The organism is Acidimicrobiales bacterium (assembly GCA_033344915.1).
Classification (GTDB): Bacteria; Actinomycetota; Acidimicrobiia; order Acidimicrobiales; family Aldehydirespiratoraceae; genus JAJRXC01.
This window is the reverse complement of the sequence record JAWPML010000001.1, coordinates 4,094,436-4,112,959: the sequence shown is the minus strand read 5'-3', so window position 1 is coordinate 4,112,959 and position 18,524 is coordinate 4,094,436. Positions and strand designations below refer to the sequence as shown.

Here is an 18,524-nt window from a genome sequence, read left to right as displayed (position 1 = left end):
CTCCTAGAAGGGCTTGTCGCCCACGATCGTGACCCGCTCGACGTGGCGGACCTCCGGCCAGAAGTCGTTGGCCGCGTGATGCTGGACCGCCCGATTGTCCCAGAACACGAAGGTGTCGACCTCCCAGCGAACCCGCATCTGCACGCTCGGGTTCATGATCGCCCGCTCGAGGATGTCGAGGAGCTCACGGCTTCGTTCCTCGGAGACCCCCTCGATGTGCGACACGAACGAACGGTTGGTGTAGATCGAGCGCTCACCGGTGTCCGGGTGGGTGCGGATGACGGGATGGCGAGCGGGCGGGAACTCCTTCTGCTTCGCGGCCCGGTCCTCCGGTGACATGCGCCGGCCGAACGTGTTGCTGAAGTCGTGGATGGCGAACAGGTCGTCGACCTCCTCGCGGACGTCCTCGGGCAGGCGGCGATAGGCGGCGGCCGCGTCGGCGAACGTCGTGTCGCCTCCGACGGGCGGGATGACGACCCCGCGCAGGATCGACCCCATCGAGGGCTCCTGACGCCAGGTCACGTCCGAGTGCCAGTTGGACGCGGCGTAGCGGCTCTCGGGGGTGGACTTGATCTTGACGATCTCGGGATGGTCCTTGCGACCCGTCGCGAACGGGTGGATCTCGAGTTCACCGAAACGGCGTCCGAACGCGATGTGTTCCTCGGTCGTGATGTGCTGGTCGCGCACGATGAGGACCTTGTGGTCGAGCCACGCCTTCTTCAACTCGTCGATCATCGTGTCGGTCGGGTTCGCCATGTCGACGCCGGTGACCTCCGCGCCGAGGGTGCCGGTGACCGGCTGACACTCAATTCCCACGAGACCTGCCCATTGCGCTCCCCTTTCGCGCTCCAGAGTGACACGATCGGGGGGTGAGCGCATCACCGCTGCGAACCGAACGGACGATTCTCCTGCCGCTCAGTGCCAACGACCTCGACGAGGTCGGGGCGCTCTACGGCGACGAGGACGTCATGGCCTACGTCGACGGCGGCGTGCGCACCCGTGATCAGACCAAGTCCGCCCTCGCGGCCGCCGAACGTTGCTGGAAGGCCGAGGGCTGGGGCCTGTGGGCGATCCGCGATGCCGAGACCGGCGGACTGATCGGCGAGGCCGGTCTCCAGCACCTGTTCGATGTCGACGGCGCGCCGGTCGAGTTCGGCTTCACGCTGTCGAAGCGGCACTGGGGCAAGGGACTCGCCACCGAGGCGGGCCACGTGATCCTGGCGGACGCATGGGAGCGCTACACCGGCGACCTGATCCACGCCATCACCGACCCCGAGAACACCGCCAGCGCCCGCGTCCTGAACAAGCTCGGCTTCCGCCAGGTCGAGGCGCGCCTGATCCACGGCGAATCGCAGCTGTTGTGGGAAATCCAGCGCCTTCGGTAAGCGACGGGTAAGAGCCGCCCTCACAGCTTCCTCACAGCTTCCTCGTCGGCTGCACGCACGGCGGGCCCACTGTCGGGAACATGTTCTCCCGCCACCTCCCCGCCACCGCCCTCGCCCTCGCCGCCCTCACCCTGACGGCCTGCGGCCCGTCCGCCGACGAGGCGGACACGACGCCGGACCCGACGGCCGCGATCACCGCCGAGATCGAGGAGCAGCCCGTCGACGCCACGACCTCGACGGTCCCGCCGTCGACGACCGTGCCGTCGACCACCGCGCCCGCGAGCTCCGTGCCCACGACCACCATGCCCACGACCACCGTGCCCACGACCACCGTGCCCACGACCACCGTGCCGTCGACCACCGTGCCCACGACCACCGTGCCGTCGACCACCGTGCCCACGACCACCGTGCCTCCAGTCGATCCGGTCGACGATGCCGCCGTCACCGCGGCCCAGGACGCGCTCGACGCCCTCGACGATCTGCTCGCCGGGCTCGACGACGAGATCGACGGCGTCGGATCCGACCTCGCTGCCGACGCCGAGGCCCAGGCGTCCGGCTGAGGTGTCGCCCCCCGGTCCCCGCCCACCCCTTCCCAAACACAGGAGAAAACCATGAAGTCCCGATTCCCCACCCTCGCCGGCGCTCTGCTCGTCGGTTGTCTGACCCTCGGTCTCGCCAATCCGGCGATGGCCCAGGACGACGTCGAACCGGAAGCCGACGCCGAGTCCGCAGAGCACTCGCTGCCGGACCTCAAGAGGGCCTGCCACGAGGCGATCGACAAGCGCCTCGACGATCTCGCGAGGGCACAGGCCCGCGTCGAGCACGTCGTGGCCCTCACCCCGGCCCACGAACTCGCCATCGACGGCATCATCGACTCGACGCAGACCGGCCTGACCGTGCTGCAGAACCAGGTCGAGGCCGCGGACGAACCACAGGCCGTGATTCGCCTCTGTGCCACGGTCGCCCCGGGCTACCGCGTGTATCTCGTCGTCCTGCCCCAGACCCATCTGACGGTGGGTGCCGACCGGTCCCAGGCGGCCGTGCGGGCCGGCAGTGACGTGATCGACCAGCTGGACGAAGCCCTCGAGCGGGCCGAAGCGGCCGGCGTCGACATCAGCGAGGCCCAGGCCCTCCGCGACCAGTCCCTCATCCACCTCGACGCGGCCAACGCGGCGAACGACGGGGTCGCCGACGCGGTCCTCGCGGTCACGCCGCAGAGCTTCAACGACGGGGTCGGCGGCCCGGTCCTCGACGCTGCTCGCAGCGACCTGCGCACGACCCACGCCGAACTCGAGGCCGCCAGCGACGACGCCAAGGCCGCCGCGGCCGCCCTGCGGGATGCGTTGAGCGCCGTCGCCTGAGCAACTGCCCCGGACCGCTCCCCCGGTCCGACCGGACGGGCATCACGGCCTCGGTCGTGGTGCCCGTCCGACGCGTGCGGGCACCACTACGGTCGGGGCATGCCGTGGTGGCTCTGGGTTCTGGTGATCGTCGGTGGCGCGCTGGTGTTGCTCGCCCTGTACGACGTGACCCAGAAGAAGCACGCGATCCTGCGGAACTTCCCGATCGTCGGCCACCTTCGCTACCTGCTCGAGCGGGTCGGGCCCGAACTCCGGCAGTACATCGTCACCGACAACGACGAGGAACGTCCGTTCAGCCGCGATCAACGCCGCTGGGTCTACTCCTCGGCCAAGGGTGAGAACCCCTACTTCGGCTTCGGGACGGACAATCGCACCGAGGCGGTCGGCTACCCGACCTTCCGCCACAGCGCCTTCCCGATCGTGGCGGCGGACCGACCGCTCGATGCCTCGCCCGACCCGCTTCCCGGCGCCAAGGTGATCGGCGCCCGCACCGGTCGGGCGGGCGCGTTCCGGCCGGCATCGATCGTGAACATCTCGGGGATGAGTTTCGGCTCCCTCAGCGGCCCGGCGATCGAGGCGCTGAACCGGGGAGCCGCACTGGCGGGCTGCACGCACAACACGGGCGAGGGCGGCATCAGCGACCATCACCGCAAGGGCGGCGACCTCGTGTTCCAGATCGGCACCGGGCTCTTCGGCGCCCGCGACGGCGACGGACGATTCTCGATGGACGCGCTGCTCGAATCGATCGTGGACACACCGGTGCGAGCCATCGAGATCAAACTCAGTCAGGGCGCCAAGCCGGGGCTCGGCGGTGTGCTCCCCGCCGAGAAGGTGTCGCGGGAGATCAGCGCGGCGCGCGGCGTGCCGGTCGGGGTGACCGTCCGCAGCCCCAGCCGCCACGCCTCGTTCGGCGACATCGCCGGCCTCGTGGACTTCGTGGAGACGATCGCCGATGCCACCGGCCTCCCGGTCGGCATCAAGTCCGCCGTCGGCGATCCCGGCTTCTGGACGGACCTCGCCGACATGATGGCCCGCGACGGGCGGGGCCCGGACTTCGTCGCCGTCGACGGCGGCGAGGGCGGCACCGGTGCAGCGCCGCTGGTGTTCTCCGACCATGTCGCCCTGCCCTTCCGCGACGGCTTCCCGGTGGTCTTCGACGCGTTCGCCGAGCGAGGACTGCACCACGACGTCGTGTTCGTCGGCGCGGGGAAGCTGGGCTTCGTTCCCGACGCGGCGATCGCCCTGGCGATGGGCGTCGACCTGATCGCCGTCGGCCGCGAGGCGATGCTGGCGGTGGGCTGCATCCAGGCGCAGAAGTGCCACACCGGCCACTGCCCCACCGGGGTCGCCACCCAGCAGCGCCGCCTCGTCCGCGGCCTCGATCCCACGGACAAGGCCAACCGGACCGCCGGCTACATCCGCGCCCTACGCCACGACCTGCTGGCGCTGTCCCACGCCATGGGCGTCGAGCATCCGAGCCTCATCCGGCTGGACCAGATCGCGTTGCGCAACGCCGAGGGCAGGATGATCAGCGGGGCCGACGCCCTCCCCGTCGACCCACGCTGGTTCGACGACGAACGCCGCGAGCGTCTCGCCGCGACGCTGGCGGCCTGACTCAGCTCCAGGACTCGGGATCGGCCGCGAAGCCACCCGATTCGATGTTGTTGAAGGCCGGATCCGGTGTGACGAAGGCGTCGGCCGAAGGCCAGAGACCGGCGTCGGCGGCGACGGAGGCCCGCTCGTGGCCACCCTCGCCCCACTGCACGTAGGACAGCATGCCGTCCGGCGACCCGAAGTTCGAGCCCTCGTACAGCGCGGCTTCGCCGCTCGCGGCGTCGAGGCCGCCCCAGTGTTCGGCGGCGATGTCGATGGACGCTCCCGCCGCGAGCGTGGCGCCGTCGACGATCGTGCCGAGATCCTGATAGTTGGGGAACTGGCAGAGGTTGATGCCGTTGAGATCGACGTCCTCGTCGCCCTGGTTCACGATGGTGACGAAGCCCTCGTCGCCGAACTCGACGACCGAGACCTGCAGGTCGACGAGCGCGGTGCCGTCGTCCGGGATCGGCTGGGTCGTCCCCGGCACGGTGGTGGTCGTCGATGTCGTCGTGGTCTCATCGGTGACGACACCGTCGTCTCCCCCGGCCTGATCGTCGCCGCCGCCGCCGCCGTCGTCGCCGCACGCAGCGGCGACGAGGGCGAGTACGGCGAACAGCACGGCGAGACGGGCACGAGTGGACACGACCATGGGGGGACCTCCGGGCGAATGGATGCCCAACGGTAGTACGCCCCGACGCGACTTCGGGCCCCTCCCGAAGGGAGAGACCCGAGCCACGAGGGTTCCGGTGGGGGCCGCCGCGCCCCACACCGGAGTTCTCGGACCGCCGCCCAAGAACTGATTCCCATTGTGTCGAGATCGAACACAAGCGTCCGTCAGCGACCGGACGTCGGTTCCGTCAGGAATCGGACACAAGCCACACGACCGCGAGCGGATCCACGGAGACGGTGGAGTCGAGGACCACACCGGCGGAATCACACCACCCATCGCCGATCTCCACCGTCGCGGCCTGCGGCCCGAAGTTCACCGCCACCAGCGCTCGAGACGATCCGGCCCGACGCTCGATCACGATCGCGGCGTCGCTTCGCGGATGGATCGTCTGGTCCGCGTCGGGATGAAACGCGGGGCAGGACCGTCGCCGGTCGAGCATGGCGACGAGGGGTGACCCGAACGACGACACCTCACCGAGGAAGTCCGCCGGTGAGGCGAACCGGCCCCGGTTGAGATCCCGCCCGTGGCCGGAGGAGGCGTAGCGAGCCGTGTCGTTCGGCGAGCCCGCGAGCGATGGGGCGTAGACGAGCGGCACGCCGGCGAGGGCGAACATCACCGCATGGGTCGCCACGACCCGGGCCCGCGCCGTCGTGTCGTCCACCCCGTGCCCGCACAGCGCTCGCCAGGTCGCCGCGAGCTCGTAGGGCTCGGGACCACTGCCGGACTCCGCCTCGTTGACCACGCCACCAACGGCGCGACAGCTCCGGGCGAGCGCCTCGATCTGGTCGTCGTCGAGCCACCCACGGGCGGGGCGCACGCCGACGCCGTCATGGCTCGCCAGGAAGTTCACGAAGGTCGCGCCGGCCGGGCGCTCGAGTTCTGCCGCCCACGACCGCAGGGGGGCGACATCGCCGGTGAGGGCGGCATGCAGCACCACCGGAGCCAGCGTGAACTGGTAGACCGCGTCGGCCTCCGGCTCCGCGGCCGAGCCGAAGTAGGACACGTTGTCGGCATGGGGAACGTTCGTCTCCGTGATCAACACGAGCGACGGGTCGATGTCGTCGAGGATGCTGCGGATCACCGCGACGAGGGCGTGGGTCTCGCGTTCGTGGATCGACGGCCGGGCCGGGTCCTTCCAGAGGTAGGCGATCGCGTCGAGCCGGATGGCGTCGGCGCCCGCGACGACATAACGCAGCAGGACGTCGACGACCGCCAGCAGGACCGCCGGGCTGCGATAGTCGAGGTCGACCTGGTCGGCGCTGAAGGTCGCCCACACATCGACCGCCGTACCCCCTCGCTCGAAAGAGGCAACCGGCGCGCCGGCGCGAGGCCGAACGACGGCGCCGAGATCGGAGGCCGCCGGCACCACGCGGAAGAACCCGTCGACGGCCGGCTCCCCGGCGAGCCAGGCCCGGAACCACTCACTACGGCACGAGACGTGGTTGATCACCGCATCCACCATCAGCCGGTGCCGGGCGCCGAGATCGGCGAGGTCGCGCCACTCCCCGAACGCCCGGTCGATGACGGCGTAGTCCTCCACGCTGAAACCGCCGTCGCCCGAGGACGGATGGAAGGGCAGGATGTGGACGCCGTTGAGGGTCGGCGCCAACCGGTCCACCACCTCGGCGACCGCGCGGACACCGCCGGCCCCGAAGTGATCGGGGTAAGCGATCAGCCAGGCATCGTGCTCGGTCCAGCGCGCCCGGTCCCGGGCCGGCCGCTCCACGCCGGCGATGCGGACGTCGATCTCACGGGCCAGGCCGTCGGCCGACGCGCCGTAGAGACGGCGGAGCAGGCCGAGCCGATCGGTCAGCTGTCGACCTCGCCGGGATCGACCGGCTCGGGCGGCTCGTTCAGCGAACGGAAGTGGTCGAGCAGTTCGGCGATGCGATCCTGCGCCTCGGCCCAGGCGACGCGGTCCGGCGGGTCCTCGGCGAGCGCCTCGTCCGCGGCACGGAACTCCCTGTCGATCTCGATCAGCAGCTCGGCCTCCGTGTCCGGCAGGCCGTCGTCGGGCGGCGGATCGCCGTCACCGTTGGTCGGGGGCGGATCGATGATCGGAGCCAGCTCACCCCCGGCCGGGACGGCGACGAGATCGTCGAACTGCTCGCCCGGGAAGAGGTTCTCGAGCGCTTCCCGGAACGTTTTGCCGATCGCGAGCTGCTCGCCCTCACCCACCGACACGATGACGCTCTCGAGCGTCGGCACGCTGGTGCCCTCGGCTGCGACGTAGAGCGACCGCACCCAGAGGATGGCATCGTCGATCGGGATGAGCAGGACGTCGCTGAACTCGACGGCCGACCCGTTGGCGTCGAGCAGCGTCAGGAGCGCGGAGATCTCGTCGTTCTGGCCGATGCTGGTGGCCACCAGGACCGGACCGGGCACGGACGCGGAATTCATCTCGTAGCTGACGAGGCGCGACCGTCCATCGGCGGTCGTCTCGCCCACGATGAAGGCTTCGAGCTCCTTGCGGGTGTCGTCGTCGGACGACGGCACGAACGTGCGCAGCGTGACGAACGAGTCCTCCTCCTCCCCGGGAAGCTGCATCAGGGTGTAGTAGGGGTTGACGCGCTGCTCGCGGGTGGTCTCCACCCCGAGATCGTCGACGCTCGTCTCGGCCGTGCCGCCGGCGCGCACCGAACGGCCCGGGTCCTGCGAGACCGCCCACGCCTCGGTGCCGATGATGAGCGCCTCGGGATCGTTGACCTGGTACCGGGCGTACATGTTGGTCTGGACCCGGAACAGGTCCTGTGGGTAGCGCAGGTGGTCGCGCAGCGCCTCGGGCATCTCCTCGAAATCGGAGAACAGATTCGGGAACGCGCCCTGCCACGCCCGGATGATCGGATCGTCGATCGGCATGACGTAGAACGAGACGGTGCCGTCGTAGGCGTCGACCACGGCCTTCACGGAGTTGCGGACATAGTTGAAGTCCGCACCGGCGAGTCCGCCGTCACGGAGACGTCCGTTGTCGCTGCTCTCGCTGTAGGGGAAGCGGTCCGACGTGGTGTAGCCGTCGATGACGTAGAAGATGCGGCCGTCGACGAGCACCGGATACGCATCGGCATCGAAGTCGAGGAAGGGGGCGAGCGCCTCCACCCGGTTGTGGACGTCGCGGTTGTAGATGATGCGGGTGCCGTCATCCACGAAGTTGGAGATGAGCGGGTCGATCTCGCGGAAGCGGAGTGCGAACGCCGCCTTGCGGAGGAACGAACTCATCTCGACGCCGCCGGTGCCGGTGTAGAGGTAGGGCACGTCGGTGCCGGTGACCGAGTCGACATAGTCGATCTCGTCGACCGTCGTGGCGACGAGGGCGTAGCCGCCGAGATCCTCACCGTGGTAGATCTGCGGGTTCTCGATCTCGATGTCGATCGACTCGTCGGACGTCGTGGGGAGACCGGCCACCACGAAGTCCGGGGATCCGGAGCTCGTGGTCGAGTCGGCGGTCGCCATCGCGATGCCGTAACCGTGGGTCAGCCGCACGTGCTGGCGCTCCCAGCTCAACCCCCCGCCGAGGTCGAGCTCGCGGGCGCCGACGACGACCTGACGGAGCTCGCCGTCGATCTCGTAGCGGTCGGTGTCGAGGTAGAGCTGGGGATCCGCGCCGGCGCGACGACCCGGATCGAACAGCTCCTCGCCGACGAAGCGGTAGAACTCCCGCTCGGCCTGCTCGCGCTCGAACGTCGGGTGCACGGCGACGGGATCCAGCAGCCGCGCGTTGGCGACTGCGTCACCGTGCTCGCGCAACTGCTCGGCCGTCAGCTCCTCGGTGTAGGTGAAGTCCACGGGCTGGATGGTGTCCAGACCGAAGGCGAAGTTCGTCGCCTCGATGTTGCGGGCCACGAACTCGGCCTCGCGGGTGGTCTCGTTCGGCTCGACCTGGAAGCGCTGCACGAAGGCGGGATAGATCCCGCCGACGACGATCGCGGTGAACGCCCACAACCCGACGGCCAGCACGGGCATCGTCCAGCCCCGGAGGCGGAGGTTGATGACCAGCAGGACCACGGCGGACAGGGAGATCGCGATCAGCAGGTAGATCGCGGGAAGCTGGGCGTTGACGTCCGTGTAGAGCGCACCGTCCACGACGCCGCGGTCGGACAGGGTGAGCTGATAGCGGTCCAACCAGTAGTCGGCGGCCTTGATCAGGGCGAGCACGGCGAGGATCGCCGAGAGGTGGACCTTCACGTTCGGCGTCGCCCGGCTCCCGGCGACCGCGGTGATCCGGATCGAGCCGTTCAGATAGTGACTCACCGCGGTCAGGATGAAGATGATCACGAACGCGGCGAACGCCCAACTCACCACGAAGGTGAGGAACGGGAGCTGGAACACGTAGAAACCGATGTCCTGGCCGAACTGCGGGTCCTCGATGCCGAAGTCCTGCCGGTTGGTGAAGAGCAGCCAGGTCTCCCACTCCGACGACACGCCGGCGGCGGCGATCAGGGCGAACAGCAACGACACGCCCGTGCGGACGAGTCCCTTCCGACCGGCGACCACATCGTGGTAGCGGGCGAGCAGCTCCTCCTCGGGCCCGGCCGGGCGGAAGGTCGGCGCGGCGCGGTCCGTGAGGAAGAGGTTCAGCCACATGAACACAAAGAAGATGCCGCCGAAGATCAGCGTGAGGACGACCTTGGCGCCGAGCACCCGCCGCCAGACGGCCGACTGGCCCAGCGACTCGAACCACAGATAGTCGGTGTAGAAGCCGGCGAGGCCCGAGAGCGACGTCGCCAGGACGATCAGGACGATCACGGCGACGACGGCGATCACTCGCCCGCGACCGCTCCCGGCTCCAGGCTCGCGACGGGGCAGATCATCAGCAGCGCGCATCGGGTGCAGGCTATCGGCCGCTCAGCGCGTGGCGGACTCGGCGCCGCCGATCCGTGTGGTCAGTCGACCGGCGCGAGCCAACACGTACAGGCGGGATGGGCCGGCGGGTGGGCGTCGCCGGTGGGGAACTGCTTGCCCGCCGCGAGCTCCCCCGCCAGTTCGTTGTCCGCACAGTCCGGCCCGCAGGGCCCTCCGGACTCCACCCGCCATTGGACCGGTCCCGACGCCGTGGCGATCACCACGAGTCCGTCGACGGCCACGGCGGCGGCCGCCGCCGCTTCGTTCAGGCGCCGACCCCGGGACTCGCGGTAGAGCGCCCGCACGGTGTCCGAGAGTTCGTCGTCGTCGTCGACCCGGTCGGCGACATCGCGGAGCCGCTGGCGCACGGGCGCGAGGGCGATCGCGTCGATCTGGTCGTAGGCCGCGGTGAGCTTCGCCCGTTTCGATCCGCCGAGCTCGGAAGCCAACTCCTTGAGCGCCGGCGCCGCCGCCTTCTCGTAGTCGGCACGATGGCTCGCATCGTCGTCGATCACGAGACTCAGGGCGTCGGCCCCGCTACGGCGGATTCCGTCGAGCAGGGTGCCCTGCTCCTCGACCAGCACCTTCTTCATGGCTTTGGCTGCCGCGTCGGCCGCCCGCTTGCGAGCACCGGCCCGGGCGACGTCGAGACCCTCCGTGTCGGCGTCCGGCTCGGGTTCGGGCTCCGAGTCCGGCTCGGGTTCGGGCTCGGGTTCGGATTCGGCCGAGGCCTCGGCCTCGGGGGGCTCCGGTTCGTCGTCGGCCTCGTGGGCGGAACGCAGCTTCGCGAACACGTCGTCCACGTCGGCCGCCGGTTCCTCGGGCTCGGGCTCCGGCTCCGGGACGGGCTCTTCGGCCTCCACGTCGTACAGCTCGGCACTGTCTTCGTGGGGGGCACGGTCTTCGGGGGGCGCACTGTCTTCGGGGGGCGCACTGTCCTCCGCGCCGGAATCGGGCTCCGGCACCGCGTCGTCGGGTTCGGTTGCGTCCCCATCGTCGTCAGGGACATCGCCCTCGAGCACGTCGTCGAGCACATCATTGTCGAGTACCGGGTTGTCGAGTACCGGGTTGTCGAGTACCGGGTCGTCGAGCACGTCGAGATGGGTCAGGGCCTCGACCTCGCCGGTGATGAACGCCTCGTCGATCGGTCCGGGATCCACGACGTCGTCGACGAGCGGATGCCCGACGAGGCGAGCCGCCTCGATCTCACCCTCGAGCTCGTCGACCGTGGGGGTCGGCTCCGATGTCACCCGCAGGCCGGCGCGTTCGGCCGACGATCTGGCCTCGGGCACCGACGCGATCAGATCGGTCACGGCGGTGTCGAGGCTCGCCTGGGCGATGGACAGCGATTCCATGAGCCGGTCACGCCCGGCTCGGAGCTGCTCGACCTGGGCCCGTCCGGTCTGTCGCTTGCGGGCGAGGTCCTTGAGCATCCGCTCGCGGACCGCCTGCGCCTCGGCGACCATCTCCCGGCCGCGCTCGCGACCCTCGTTGACGATGGTCTCCGACTCCTTCTGGGCCTCCGCGAGCAGCTCGTCGCGAGCAGCCTGGGCCTCGGCTCGGGTGGCCTCGGCCGCGGCGAGCGCTTCCTCGCGGACGGCGTCAGCTTCGCGTTCGGCCCGTTCGGCCCGCTCCCTCGCGGCGAGATGCGCCGCCTCGATCACCTGCGTCGCCTCCGCCCCGAGCGCCTCCGCGACCCGATGCGCCTCGAGTTGTTCGGCCGACACCCCGTCGTACTCCGCGAGACGGCCCGAGAGCTCGTCGCGCTCCAGGCGCAGACGGCGGATCTCCTGGGCGGCGCGCTGCATCTCGGCGCGGACCTCGGAGGGGTCGAAGCCCCGCCGCACCATCTCGAAGGAGGCACTCTCGAGGCGCGTGGGGTCGATGTCGTCGGCCGAATTCACACCCTGATCGTAGGGATGCCGGAGACCGGAGGTGGGTATCCCCCGCCGCGTCGGGCCGGGGAGGCCTGCTCAGCCCGAGACGAGCGTGAGATCGGTCGTGTCACCACCGAGCGAGGCGAGGGCATCCAGCGCCTCCTCCAGGGTTTCGACGCCGATGATCGGCATGTCGCGCGCGTGCTCCTCGGCGATCTCCACGGACTCGACGGGCACGACGAACGCCACCGCTCCGGCCTCGTGGGCGGCGGCTGCCTTCTGCCCGACGCCGCCGACGTTGCCGACGTTGCCGCCCGGTTCGATCGTGCCGGTCACCGCCACGTTCTGCCCGCCGGTGAGGTCCCCCTCCGTGAGGAGATCGATGATCGTCAGCGTGAAGGCCAGTCCCGCCGAGGGGCCACCGATGTTCCCCGAGTCGATCGACACGTCGAAGGGAAGCGGCAGCTCCTCCTGGCGGGGGACCACATTGGCGATGCCGATGAAGGCGCCCTCCCGTTCGGGGTTCTCCCCCCAGGTGAGCTCGGCATCACGGATCTCGCCGGTGTCGATGTTGTCGACGGTGATGACGCCCACGTCGCCCGGCACCTTCGTGGCGAGTATGTCGAGCAGCGACGTGACGCTGGTGACCGGGTCCCCGTCGATCGCGACGATCACGTCGCCCGGTTCGAGGATCTCGTGGGCCGGTCCGTCGTCGATGACGGATTCGAAGGCGACACCGGTCTCGTCGATGACGTCGAAACCGAGATACTCGAGGGCGGTGACGACCGCGCCGTCCTTGGAGACCCGCATCATCTCGAGGTTGCGCTCGCGGTTCTCCTCGATGCTGCGGGTCCCGAGCACCTCGACCCGAGGGCGCAGAACGATGTCGTCGTCGAACTCACTTCGCAACCAGTCGAACACGGTGATCGTGCTGTCGAGCGCGACCGTGGTGAAGAGGATCGCCCCGTCCGGATCGTCGACATCGGCGGCACTGATCTCGACGCGGGCGTTGGTGGCACGGGCCGAACCCGGCTTCTGGGCGACCGTCGGATCGTCGATCATCGCGTGACCGGGGACCACGCGGCCGAGCCATTGCGCCGGCACCACGAACGAGAGCGCGACCAGACAGACGAGGACCAGCACCGCGGTGCCCGACCGGGTGAGCCAGCGTGGTCGGCGCCGGTCGGCGCGCGCGTCCGGGGCATCTGGCGGCGGTAGCATCGGCGACGGCGTGTTCACCTCTGTCATCGTGTCCGTGCTCGTCCTCGGGGCGGGATTCATCGTCTTCGGCCGGCGGCCGCCGGCGGCGCTTCAGCCTGCCACGGTCGTGCGCGTTACCGGCACCGCACGCCGGGTGACTCGCATCGATGTGCTGCGCACGGCCCCGGTGGACGACGAGAACTCCATCGTCATGGACTCCCTGCGCGCCATCGGTCTGGTTCGCAAGCGGGTCGACCAACCGGTGGTCGGCAAGAAGGCCTACGTCCGGATGTGGGAGCGGGTCCGCGCCATCATCGTGCTCGCGGTGATCATCATCACGCTGGGCGTGCTGCTGGCGACCGTGGTGGGTCTGTTCTTCCTCGCCCTGGGATTCCTGCTGGAGCAGGCGATCGGCTGATCAGCGTCCGAAGAGCCCGCGTCGCACCTCACCCGGCGCGGCCTCGTCGAGATCATCGACCGGGGGCGGCGCGTACGCATCGACCGGAGCCATCGCAGCCTCCACGTACTCGACGGTGTCGGCGTCGTCGTCCCAGTCGTCGTCCTCGGCCCGCTCGCCGGTCTCGGCGGTCACCACGGGCTCGGCCGGCGCATCGGTGAACACCGGAGCCGGGTCGACCTCGGAAATGGGACCGGCGGCGTCGATCTCGACCTTCACGTAGGAACGGACGGCGAACTGCACCTCTTCGAGCGCGAAGAGGCGGGCGTTGGTCGGGCCGTCGGCGTTGTGGAGCTCTTCCAGGTAGGCCGCGGCCGACTGGACGTCGTCGAACGGTGCGTACTGCGTGACGTTGTGCGTGTCCTCGTGGATGACGATGTGGCTCATGGTCGACTCCTTCGACGGATGGGTGCCGATTCCTCCCGTCGGCAGAACCCCCGGTCCGCTTGAGGCTTTCGGCCCATGGCCGTCGCTAGGGTCGGGCCGTGAACGACGACGCCCGCGACCGCCGCCGCCGTGCCGCCGTTGCCGGCCACACCGGCGATCGCGCCACGGCCGAAGCCGCCTGGGACGACGCCGATCCGCGGGTGCGCATCGCCGCGATGCGGTCCCTCGACCGGCTGGGCGATCTGCGCGAGTCGGTGCTCGGCGCCGCCCTCGCGGATCCGGATCCGGGCGTCCGCATCGCCGCGCTGGAGCTCGCGGCCCGTCGCGACGGGCCGCCCGTGCGCGCCCTGCTCGACGACACCGAGCCGATGGTGGTCGAAGCCGCGGCGTGGGCCCTCGGCGAACGCCCCGGTCCGGACGAAGCCACGATCACCGCCCTGGCCACCGTGGCGACGGACCACGACGACCCGCTCGTGCGCGAAGCCGCGGTGGCGGCCCTCGGCGCCATCGGCGACGTACGCGGCCTCGAGGCGATCCTGACCGCGACCCGGGACAAGCCGGCGGTACGCCGACGCGCGGTCCTGTGCCTGGCGCCGTTCGAGGGTCCGGAGGTCGACGCCGCGTTCGCCCGGGCCCGCGAGGACCGCGATCGTCAGGTCCGCGACGCGGTGGACGAGTTGCTCGGGCCCCTGGACTGAGTGCACGCGGGGAGTGATCCCCGCGTCGATCAGCGGCGGGAGCTGCCGCCCTCCATGAACATCGCCTGCACGGACTCGTAGTGCTCGATGACCCGACCGGCGCCGTAGGCGACGGCCTCGAGCGGCGCGTCGACCAGGCGGACCTGCACCTCGGCCTCGCGGGAGAGACGGCTGTCCATTCCCTTGAGCATGCCGCCGCCACCGACGAGGTGGATGCCCTGCACGATGAGGTCCTGGGCGAGCTCCGGGGGTGCCTGCGCCAGGCAGGAGAGGACGGAATCGACCATCGCGGTGACCGGTTCGTCGATGGCCTCCCGGATCTCGCCCGGCGTGAGGATGACGGTCTTCGGCAACCCACTCATCAGCTCGCGGCCCCGCACTTCCGCGTTGACCTCGTCCTCGGTGGGGTCGGCGGAGCCCAGCACGATCTTGATCTCCTCGGCGGTGCGCTCACCGACCGCGATGCCGTACTCCCGGCGGACGTAACCCTGGATCGCGTTGTCGATGTCGAACGAGCCGACCCGCACCGCCTCGAGCGCCACGACGCCGCCGAGGGAGATGAGGGCGGTCTCGGTGGTGCCACCACCGATGTCGATCACCATGTTGCCGATGGGCTCGTTGATCGGCAGGTCGGCACCGATGGCGGCGGCGACCGGCTGCTCGATGAGCCGGGCATCGGCGGCACCGGCGCGCTTGGCGGCCTCGGTCACGGCCCGACGCTCGACGGCGGTGATGGCGGAGGGCACGCAGATGACGACGCGGGGCCGGTTGAGCCGCGACACGCCGACCCGCTGCAACAGCAGCCGGATCATGCGCTGGGTGACGTCGAAGTCGGTGATCGCGCCCTTGCGCAGCGGCCGGACGGCAACGATGTAGCTCGGCGTGCGGCCGATCATCTGCCACGCCTCGTGGCCCATCGCGAGCACTTCGCCGTTGCGACTGTTGAGCGCGATCACGGACGGCTCGTTCAAGACGATGCCCTCACCCCGGGCGTAGACCAGCGTGTTGGCCGTCCCCAGATCGATCGCAAGGTCTCGTGCCAGGGTTCAGCGCTCCTCGTCGGCCCCGGGGTCCAGGGGAACGATACCGCTCGGTTGTTCGCCCGTCCCCTTGCCCGTCGACGGAGCGATGGCCCGCAGCTGCTCCTGGAAGTCCAGCGGACTCGGCCGCCGGACCCGATTGACGGCGTAGATCACGAACGATCCGAGGACCGCGGCGAGCGCGGCGACGAGCAGGAAGAGGGCGGCGGAGTTCACGCGGCGCCCCCGGTGCTCCCGGCATCGCCTGCGACCTCGGTGATGTGCTGGGCCTCGAGGCCCCAGGACTCACCGTCCTTCCACGTCTCGCGCTTCCAGATCGGCACGGTGGCCTTGAGCGTGTCGATACCGAACCGAGCCGCGGCGAACGCCTCGACGCGATGGGGGGCCGAGGCCACCACCACCACGGAGGACTCCCCGACGGGCACGATCCCGACTCGGTGGAGCAACGCCACGCGACCGAGCGTGGGCCACTGTTCGCGCATCGTCGCCGCGATCTCGGTGAGCCGCGGGACGACATGCTCCTCGTACGCCTCGTACTCGAGCTGCTCCACGCCCTCACGGCCCGGTGCGTGATCCCGCGCGGTGCCGCTGAACAGCACCACCGCGCCACAGCGGGGCAGAACCGCCCAGTCGGCGGCGGCACCGACGGGGAGAACGGCCTCGGTCAGGCCCAGCCAATCGTCGGTGTCGGAAGGAGGGATCAGCACGGCGACCAATCGTATGCCCGGCATCACCACCGCCCACCCCACCGACCCCCGTGCCGGCCGGACCGGGAGCGGGGCGCGCCCCCCAGGTCGCCTCGCATCGGTACGCTCGCGGATCGTGGCAGACGGGGAGACGGACGGCGCGGAGCCCGCGGGACGGCCGCCGCTCCCGCGCGCCGACCGCGTGTGGCGTCACCCCGCCGAAGCAGCGATGGAGGCGCGGCAGATCGTGACGACGGCGCGACGCCGCCGGCGCCGCCGGGCCGGGATCTCGATCCTGGGCGTGGCCGGTGCCGCCGCCGTGTTGTGGCTGAGCCAGTCCGGCCCGACCGAGGTCACGGTGTCCGCCGACCTCGCGTCGGTCGGGCCCGCCGGTGGTGCGCTGCCGTCGACCACCGCGGTCGCCGCTCTGCTCGGGCTCGACGCCGCCCCCGCGAACATGATCCTGGTCCGCGCGCCGGATTCGACGGAGACCCTCGGCGCCGCGCTCGCCGTGCGCGACGGCTACGTGATCACCAGCGGGCAGGCGGTCGGCGGCGCCGACGAGGTCATGGTGTCGTTCGGCGCCACCACCGCCCACGGCGTCGTCGTCGGCCACGACGCGGCGACCGACATCGCGGTGATCCGGCTCGACACGACGATGCCGAGCGCACCGGCCCCGGACGCCGACGCGGACCTCGCCGCCGGCGATGTCGTCACGATCGCGCTCCAGAACGGCGCGGAGAGCACCCAGACCGTCGTCGAACCGGCATCGGCGACGGCCCTGAAGGACGGCGCATCCATCGTCGGCATCGTCGAACTCGACGGGCGACTCGGTGAGATCGCGCCGGGGAGTCCGGCCTACGACGCGTCCGGGTCACTGGTCGGGGTCGCCACCGCGACGGCCGACACCGCGCCGGCGGCGCTCGTCACGATCCGAATCGCCCGCGCCGTCGCCGACGACATCATCGCCGATGGCGCGGCCGACCATCCGTGGCTCGGCGTCACCGCCCGCACCCATGCCGAAGAGCCGTTGGGGTCGCTCATCACCGCCCTCACCGAGGACGGGCCGGCGGCATCGGGTGGGGTGGAGGTCGGCGACATCGTCACGGCGATCGGCCAGAATCCGGTCGACAGCATGGAAGCCATGGTCGCCTCGCTGCGCAGCTACGAACCCGGTACCACGGTCGCGATCGAGGTCGATCGCGACGGCGAGTCGATCACCTGCGTGGTCGAACTCGACTCAGTCCTCGACCACGCGGCCTGAGCGACGCAGCCGGCGCACGATCAGCACCGCGCCGACGACCACGCCGACGATCGCGAGGACGGAGGCGACGAGCGCGAGTTCCTGACGCCGACGGGCCGGCATCCGATCGAGCGGGCCGGGCTCGTGGCTGACGACCCACGCCTCCTCGTTGGAGTAGCTCGGCGACCAACCGAGCTCGCGCATGCGGTCGTTGTTCACGACCCAGCTGTGGGACGTGTAGGGAACGACACCGGGCGGGATCGGGGCGACACCGAAGCGCCAGCGGGCCGCCGCCAACGCGCGGGCGACCCACGAGGGCACCCGCAGCCGCGGCTTCGGACCCTCGAGGTCGGAGAGGTTGTCGGGCGGGATCCAGCCGTCGGGGGCCACGTTCGCCACGCCGTCGAGGCGGCCCGTGACCGCGGCGACCACGGCCGCCGCCAGATCGTCGAGATGGAGGTATTGAACCGGCGGGTCACCGTCGGCCGCGACACCGACGCGGGCGGAGTGCAGGACGCGGGCGAGTCCGCCCAGGGCATCGTCGGTCACGATCGCGGTCGGTCGGAGCACCGCCACCGCCGCGTCGGGACGGGCACTTCCCCATTCGAGCGCCAGCCGCTCGACCTCGGCGCGGGCGACCGCCCACGACAGGTCCGGGTTCGGTCGCACCGGCGCGTCCTCGGTGAGCGGCACCGGGTTGGCGGCCCACGCCCCGTAGACCATCGCGGTCGAGAGGATGACCACCTGCCCGACGGCGGCTTCGGCCGCCCCGTCGAGGACCCGCTGGGCGATGGCCAGGTCGAGCTCCTCCGCGGTCGGATCCGGGAGGCCGGGCGTCGCGGCCGACGCGAGGTGCACGATCACATCGGCCCCGGCGAAGATCGACGCGAGCGGCCCCGCGGCGAGATCGACCCGCTTGGATTCGATGTCCGGCGCGACGGGCGTGCCGACGCGATCGACCGCCAACACGTCGATGCCGTCGGTGCGGGCGAGCTGACGCACGACCCGGGACCCGATCGCGCCGGCGGCGCCGGTGACGACGACGCGGGTCATGTGGTGATGAGGAACGGGGCGGGCACACACCT

General features: G+C 70.6%; 18 protein-coding genes. 7 read left to right on the top strand and 11 right to left on the bottom strand.

Translation table 11 applies throughout. The features are described from left to right. Positions 1-3: 3 nt before the first annotated feature. Entirely contained in the window at positions 4-816 is an 813-nt protein-coding gene (locus R8F63_19980) for a TauD/TfdA family dioxygenase (protein MDW3220889.1), read from the bottom strand. Between the two features lie 53 nt (positions 817-869). On the opposite strand from R8F63_19980, the gene R8F63_19975 reads away from it, so the two are divergent. The 4 genes from R8F63_19975 to R8F63_19960 all read left to right on the top strand — a co-directional run bounded on the left by R8F63_19975 (position 870) and on the right by R8F63_19960 (position 4,360). After that, on the top strand, positions 870-1,385 hold the full coding sequence (locus R8F63_19975) for a GNAT family N-acetyltransferase (GenBank protein MDW3220888.1): 516 nt from the start codon (positions 870-872) through the stop codon (positions 1,383-1,385). A gap of 80 nt (positions 1,386-1,465) precedes the next feature. Next, positions 1,466-1,945: a hypothetical protein gene (locus R8F63_19970; GenBank protein MDW3220887.1), complete on the top strand. Its 480-nt coding sequence runs from the start codon at positions 1,466-1,468 to the stop codon at positions 1,943-1,945. 51 nt (positions 1,946-1,996) lie between these two features. Beyond that, the gene (locus R8F63_19965) at positions 1,997-2,746 is read left to right on the top strand and encodes a hypothetical protein (protein MDW3220886.1); all 750 of its coding nucleotides are present in this window, start codon (positions 1,997-1,999) and stop codon (positions 2,744-2,746) included. A 99-nt stretch (positions 2,747-2,845) separates the two neighbouring features. Beyond that, positions 2,846-4,360: an FMN-binding glutamate synthase family protein gene (locus R8F63_19960; GenBank protein MDW3220885.1), complete on the top strand. Its 1,515-nt coding sequence runs from the start codon at positions 2,846-2,848 to the stop codon at positions 4,358-4,360. A gap of 1 nt (position 4,361) precedes the next feature. Here the strand turns inward: R8F63_19960 and R8F63_19955 are convergent, their stop codons facing one another. The 5 genes from R8F63_19955 to R8F63_19935 all read right to left on the bottom strand — a co-directional run bounded on the left by R8F63_19955 (position 4,362) and on the right by R8F63_19935 (position 12,949). Then, positions 4,362-4,991, bottom strand: a complete 630-nt coding sequence (locus tag R8F63_19955) for a hypothetical protein (GenBank protein MDW3220884.1) — start codon at positions 4,989-4,991, stop codon at positions 4,362-4,364. Between the two features lie 208 nt (positions 4,992-5,199). After that, entirely contained in the window at positions 5,200-6,738 is a 1,539-nt protein-coding gene (locus R8F63_19950; GenBank protein MDW3220883.1) for an alpha-amylase family glycosyl hydrolase, read from the bottom strand. 83 nt (positions 6,739-6,821) lie between these two features. After that, positions 6,822-9,833, bottom strand: a complete 3,012-nt coding sequence (locus R8F63_19945; GenBank protein MDW3220882.1) for a UPF0182 family protein — start codon at positions 9,831-9,833, stop codon at positions 6,822-6,824. Between the two features lie 59 nt (positions 9,834-9,892). Next, a complete protein-coding gene (locus R8F63_19940) occupies positions 9,893-11,755 on the bottom strand; it encodes a hypothetical protein (GenBank protein MDW3220881.1) in 1,863 nt (620 codons plus the stop codon). A 69-nt stretch (positions 11,756-11,824) separates the two neighbouring features. Then, complete coding sequence (locus R8F63_19935; protein MDW3220880.1) at positions 11,825-12,949, bottom strand: S16 family serine protease; 1,125 nt, start codon at positions 12,947-12,949, stop codon at positions 11,825-11,827. 10 nt (positions 12,950-12,959) lie between these two features. Between R8F63_19935 and R8F63_19930 the strand changes: the two genes are divergently transcribed. Then, complete coding sequence (locus tag R8F63_19930) at positions 12,960-13,346, top strand: hypothetical protein (GenBank protein MDW3220879.1); 387 nt, start codon at positions 12,960-12,962, stop codon at positions 13,344-13,346. Here R8F63_19930 and R8F63_19925 read toward each other — a convergent pair whose 3' ends face one another. Continuing rightward, on the bottom strand, positions 13,347-13,772 hold the full coding sequence (locus R8F63_19925) for a hypothetical protein (GenBank protein ID MDW3220878.1): 426 nt from the start codon (positions 13,770-13,772) through the stop codon (positions 13,347-13,349). It abuts the gene before it with no gap. 98 nt (positions 13,773-13,870) lie between these two features. Between R8F63_19925 and R8F63_19920 the strand changes: the two genes are divergently transcribed. Next, the gene (locus R8F63_19920; protein ID MDW3220877.1) at positions 13,871-14,470 is read left to right on the top strand and encodes a HEAT repeat domain-containing protein; all 600 of its coding nucleotides are present in this window, start codon (positions 13,871-13,873) and stop codon (positions 14,468-14,470) included. A gap of 29 nt (positions 14,471-14,499) precedes the next feature. On the opposite strand, the gene R8F63_19915 is transcribed toward R8F63_19920, so the two are convergent. The 3 genes from R8F63_19915 to R8F63_19905 are packed head-to-tail and all read right to left on the bottom strand — an operon-like array spanning position 14,500 to position 16,217. Next, the gene (locus R8F63_19915; GenBank protein ID MDW3220876.1) at positions 14,500-15,513 is read right to left on the bottom strand and encodes a rod shape-determining protein; all 1,014 of its coding nucleotides are present in this window, start codon (positions 15,511-15,513) and stop codon (positions 14,500-14,502) included. 3 nt (positions 15,514-15,516) lie between these two features. Further along, positions 15,517-15,726 (bottom strand): hypothetical protein, encoded by a 210-nt coding sequence (locus R8F63_19910; protein MDW3220875.1) that lies wholly within the window; start codon positions 15,724-15,726, stop codon positions 15,517-15,519. Beyond that, a complete protein-coding gene (locus R8F63_19905) occupies positions 15,723-16,217 on the bottom strand; it encodes a molybdenum cofactor biosynthesis protein MoaE (protein MDW3220874.1) in 495 nt (164 codons plus the stop codon). The genes R8F63_19910 and R8F63_19905 overlap by 4 nt, the downstream gene beginning before the upstream one ends. 115 nt (positions 16,218-16,332) lie before the next feature. On the opposite strand from R8F63_19905, the gene R8F63_19900 reads away from it, so the two are divergent. Further along, positions 16,333-17,460, top strand: a complete 1,128-nt coding sequence (locus tag R8F63_19900) for a PDZ domain-containing protein (protein MDW3220873.1) — start codon at positions 16,333-16,335, stop codon at positions 17,458-17,460. On the opposite strand, the gene R8F63_19895 is transcribed toward R8F63_19900, so the two are convergent. Then, a complete protein-coding gene (locus tag R8F63_19895) occupies positions 17,437-18,492 on the bottom strand; it encodes an NAD-dependent epimerase/dehydratase family protein (GenBank protein MDW3220872.1) in 1,056 nt (351 codons plus the stop codon). The two genes, R8F63_19900 and R8F63_19895, sit on opposite strands and share 24 nt — an antisense overlap. Positions 18,493-18,524 lie beyond the last annotated feature (32 nt).

Coding starts and splice junctions, on each gene's coding strand:
- R8F63_19970 (MDW3220887.1), top strand. CDS start 1,466: ATGTTCTCCCGCCACCTCCCCGCCACCGCCCTCGCCCTCGCCGCCCTC.
- R8F63_19965 (MDW3220886.1), top strand. CDS start 1,997: ATGAAGTCCCGATTCCCCACCCTCGCCGGCGCTCTGCTCGTCGGTTGT.
- R8F63_19960 (MDW3220885.1), top strand. CDS start 2,846: ATGCCGTGGTGGCTCTGGGTTCTGGTGATCGTCGGTGGCGCGCTGGTG.
- R8F63_19955 (MDW3220884.1), bottom strand. CDS start 4,991: ATGGTCGTGTCCACTCGTGCCCGTCTCGCCGTGCTGTTCGCCGTACTC.
- R8F63_19945 (MDW3220882.1), bottom strand. CDS start 9,833: ATGCGCGCTGCTGATGATCTGCCCCGTCGCGAGCCTGGAGCCGGGAGC.
- R8F63_19935 (MDW3220880.1), bottom strand. CDS start 12,949: ATGCTACCGCCGCCAGATGCCCCGGACGCGCGCGCCGACCGGCGCCGA.
- R8F63_19925 (MDW3220878.1), bottom strand. CDS start 13,772: ATGAGCCACATCGTCATCCACGAGGACACGCACAACGTCACGCAGTAC.
- R8F63_19895 (MDW3220872.1), bottom strand. CDS start 18,492: ATGACCCGCGTCGTCGTCACCGGCGCCGCCGGCGCGATCGGGTCCCGG.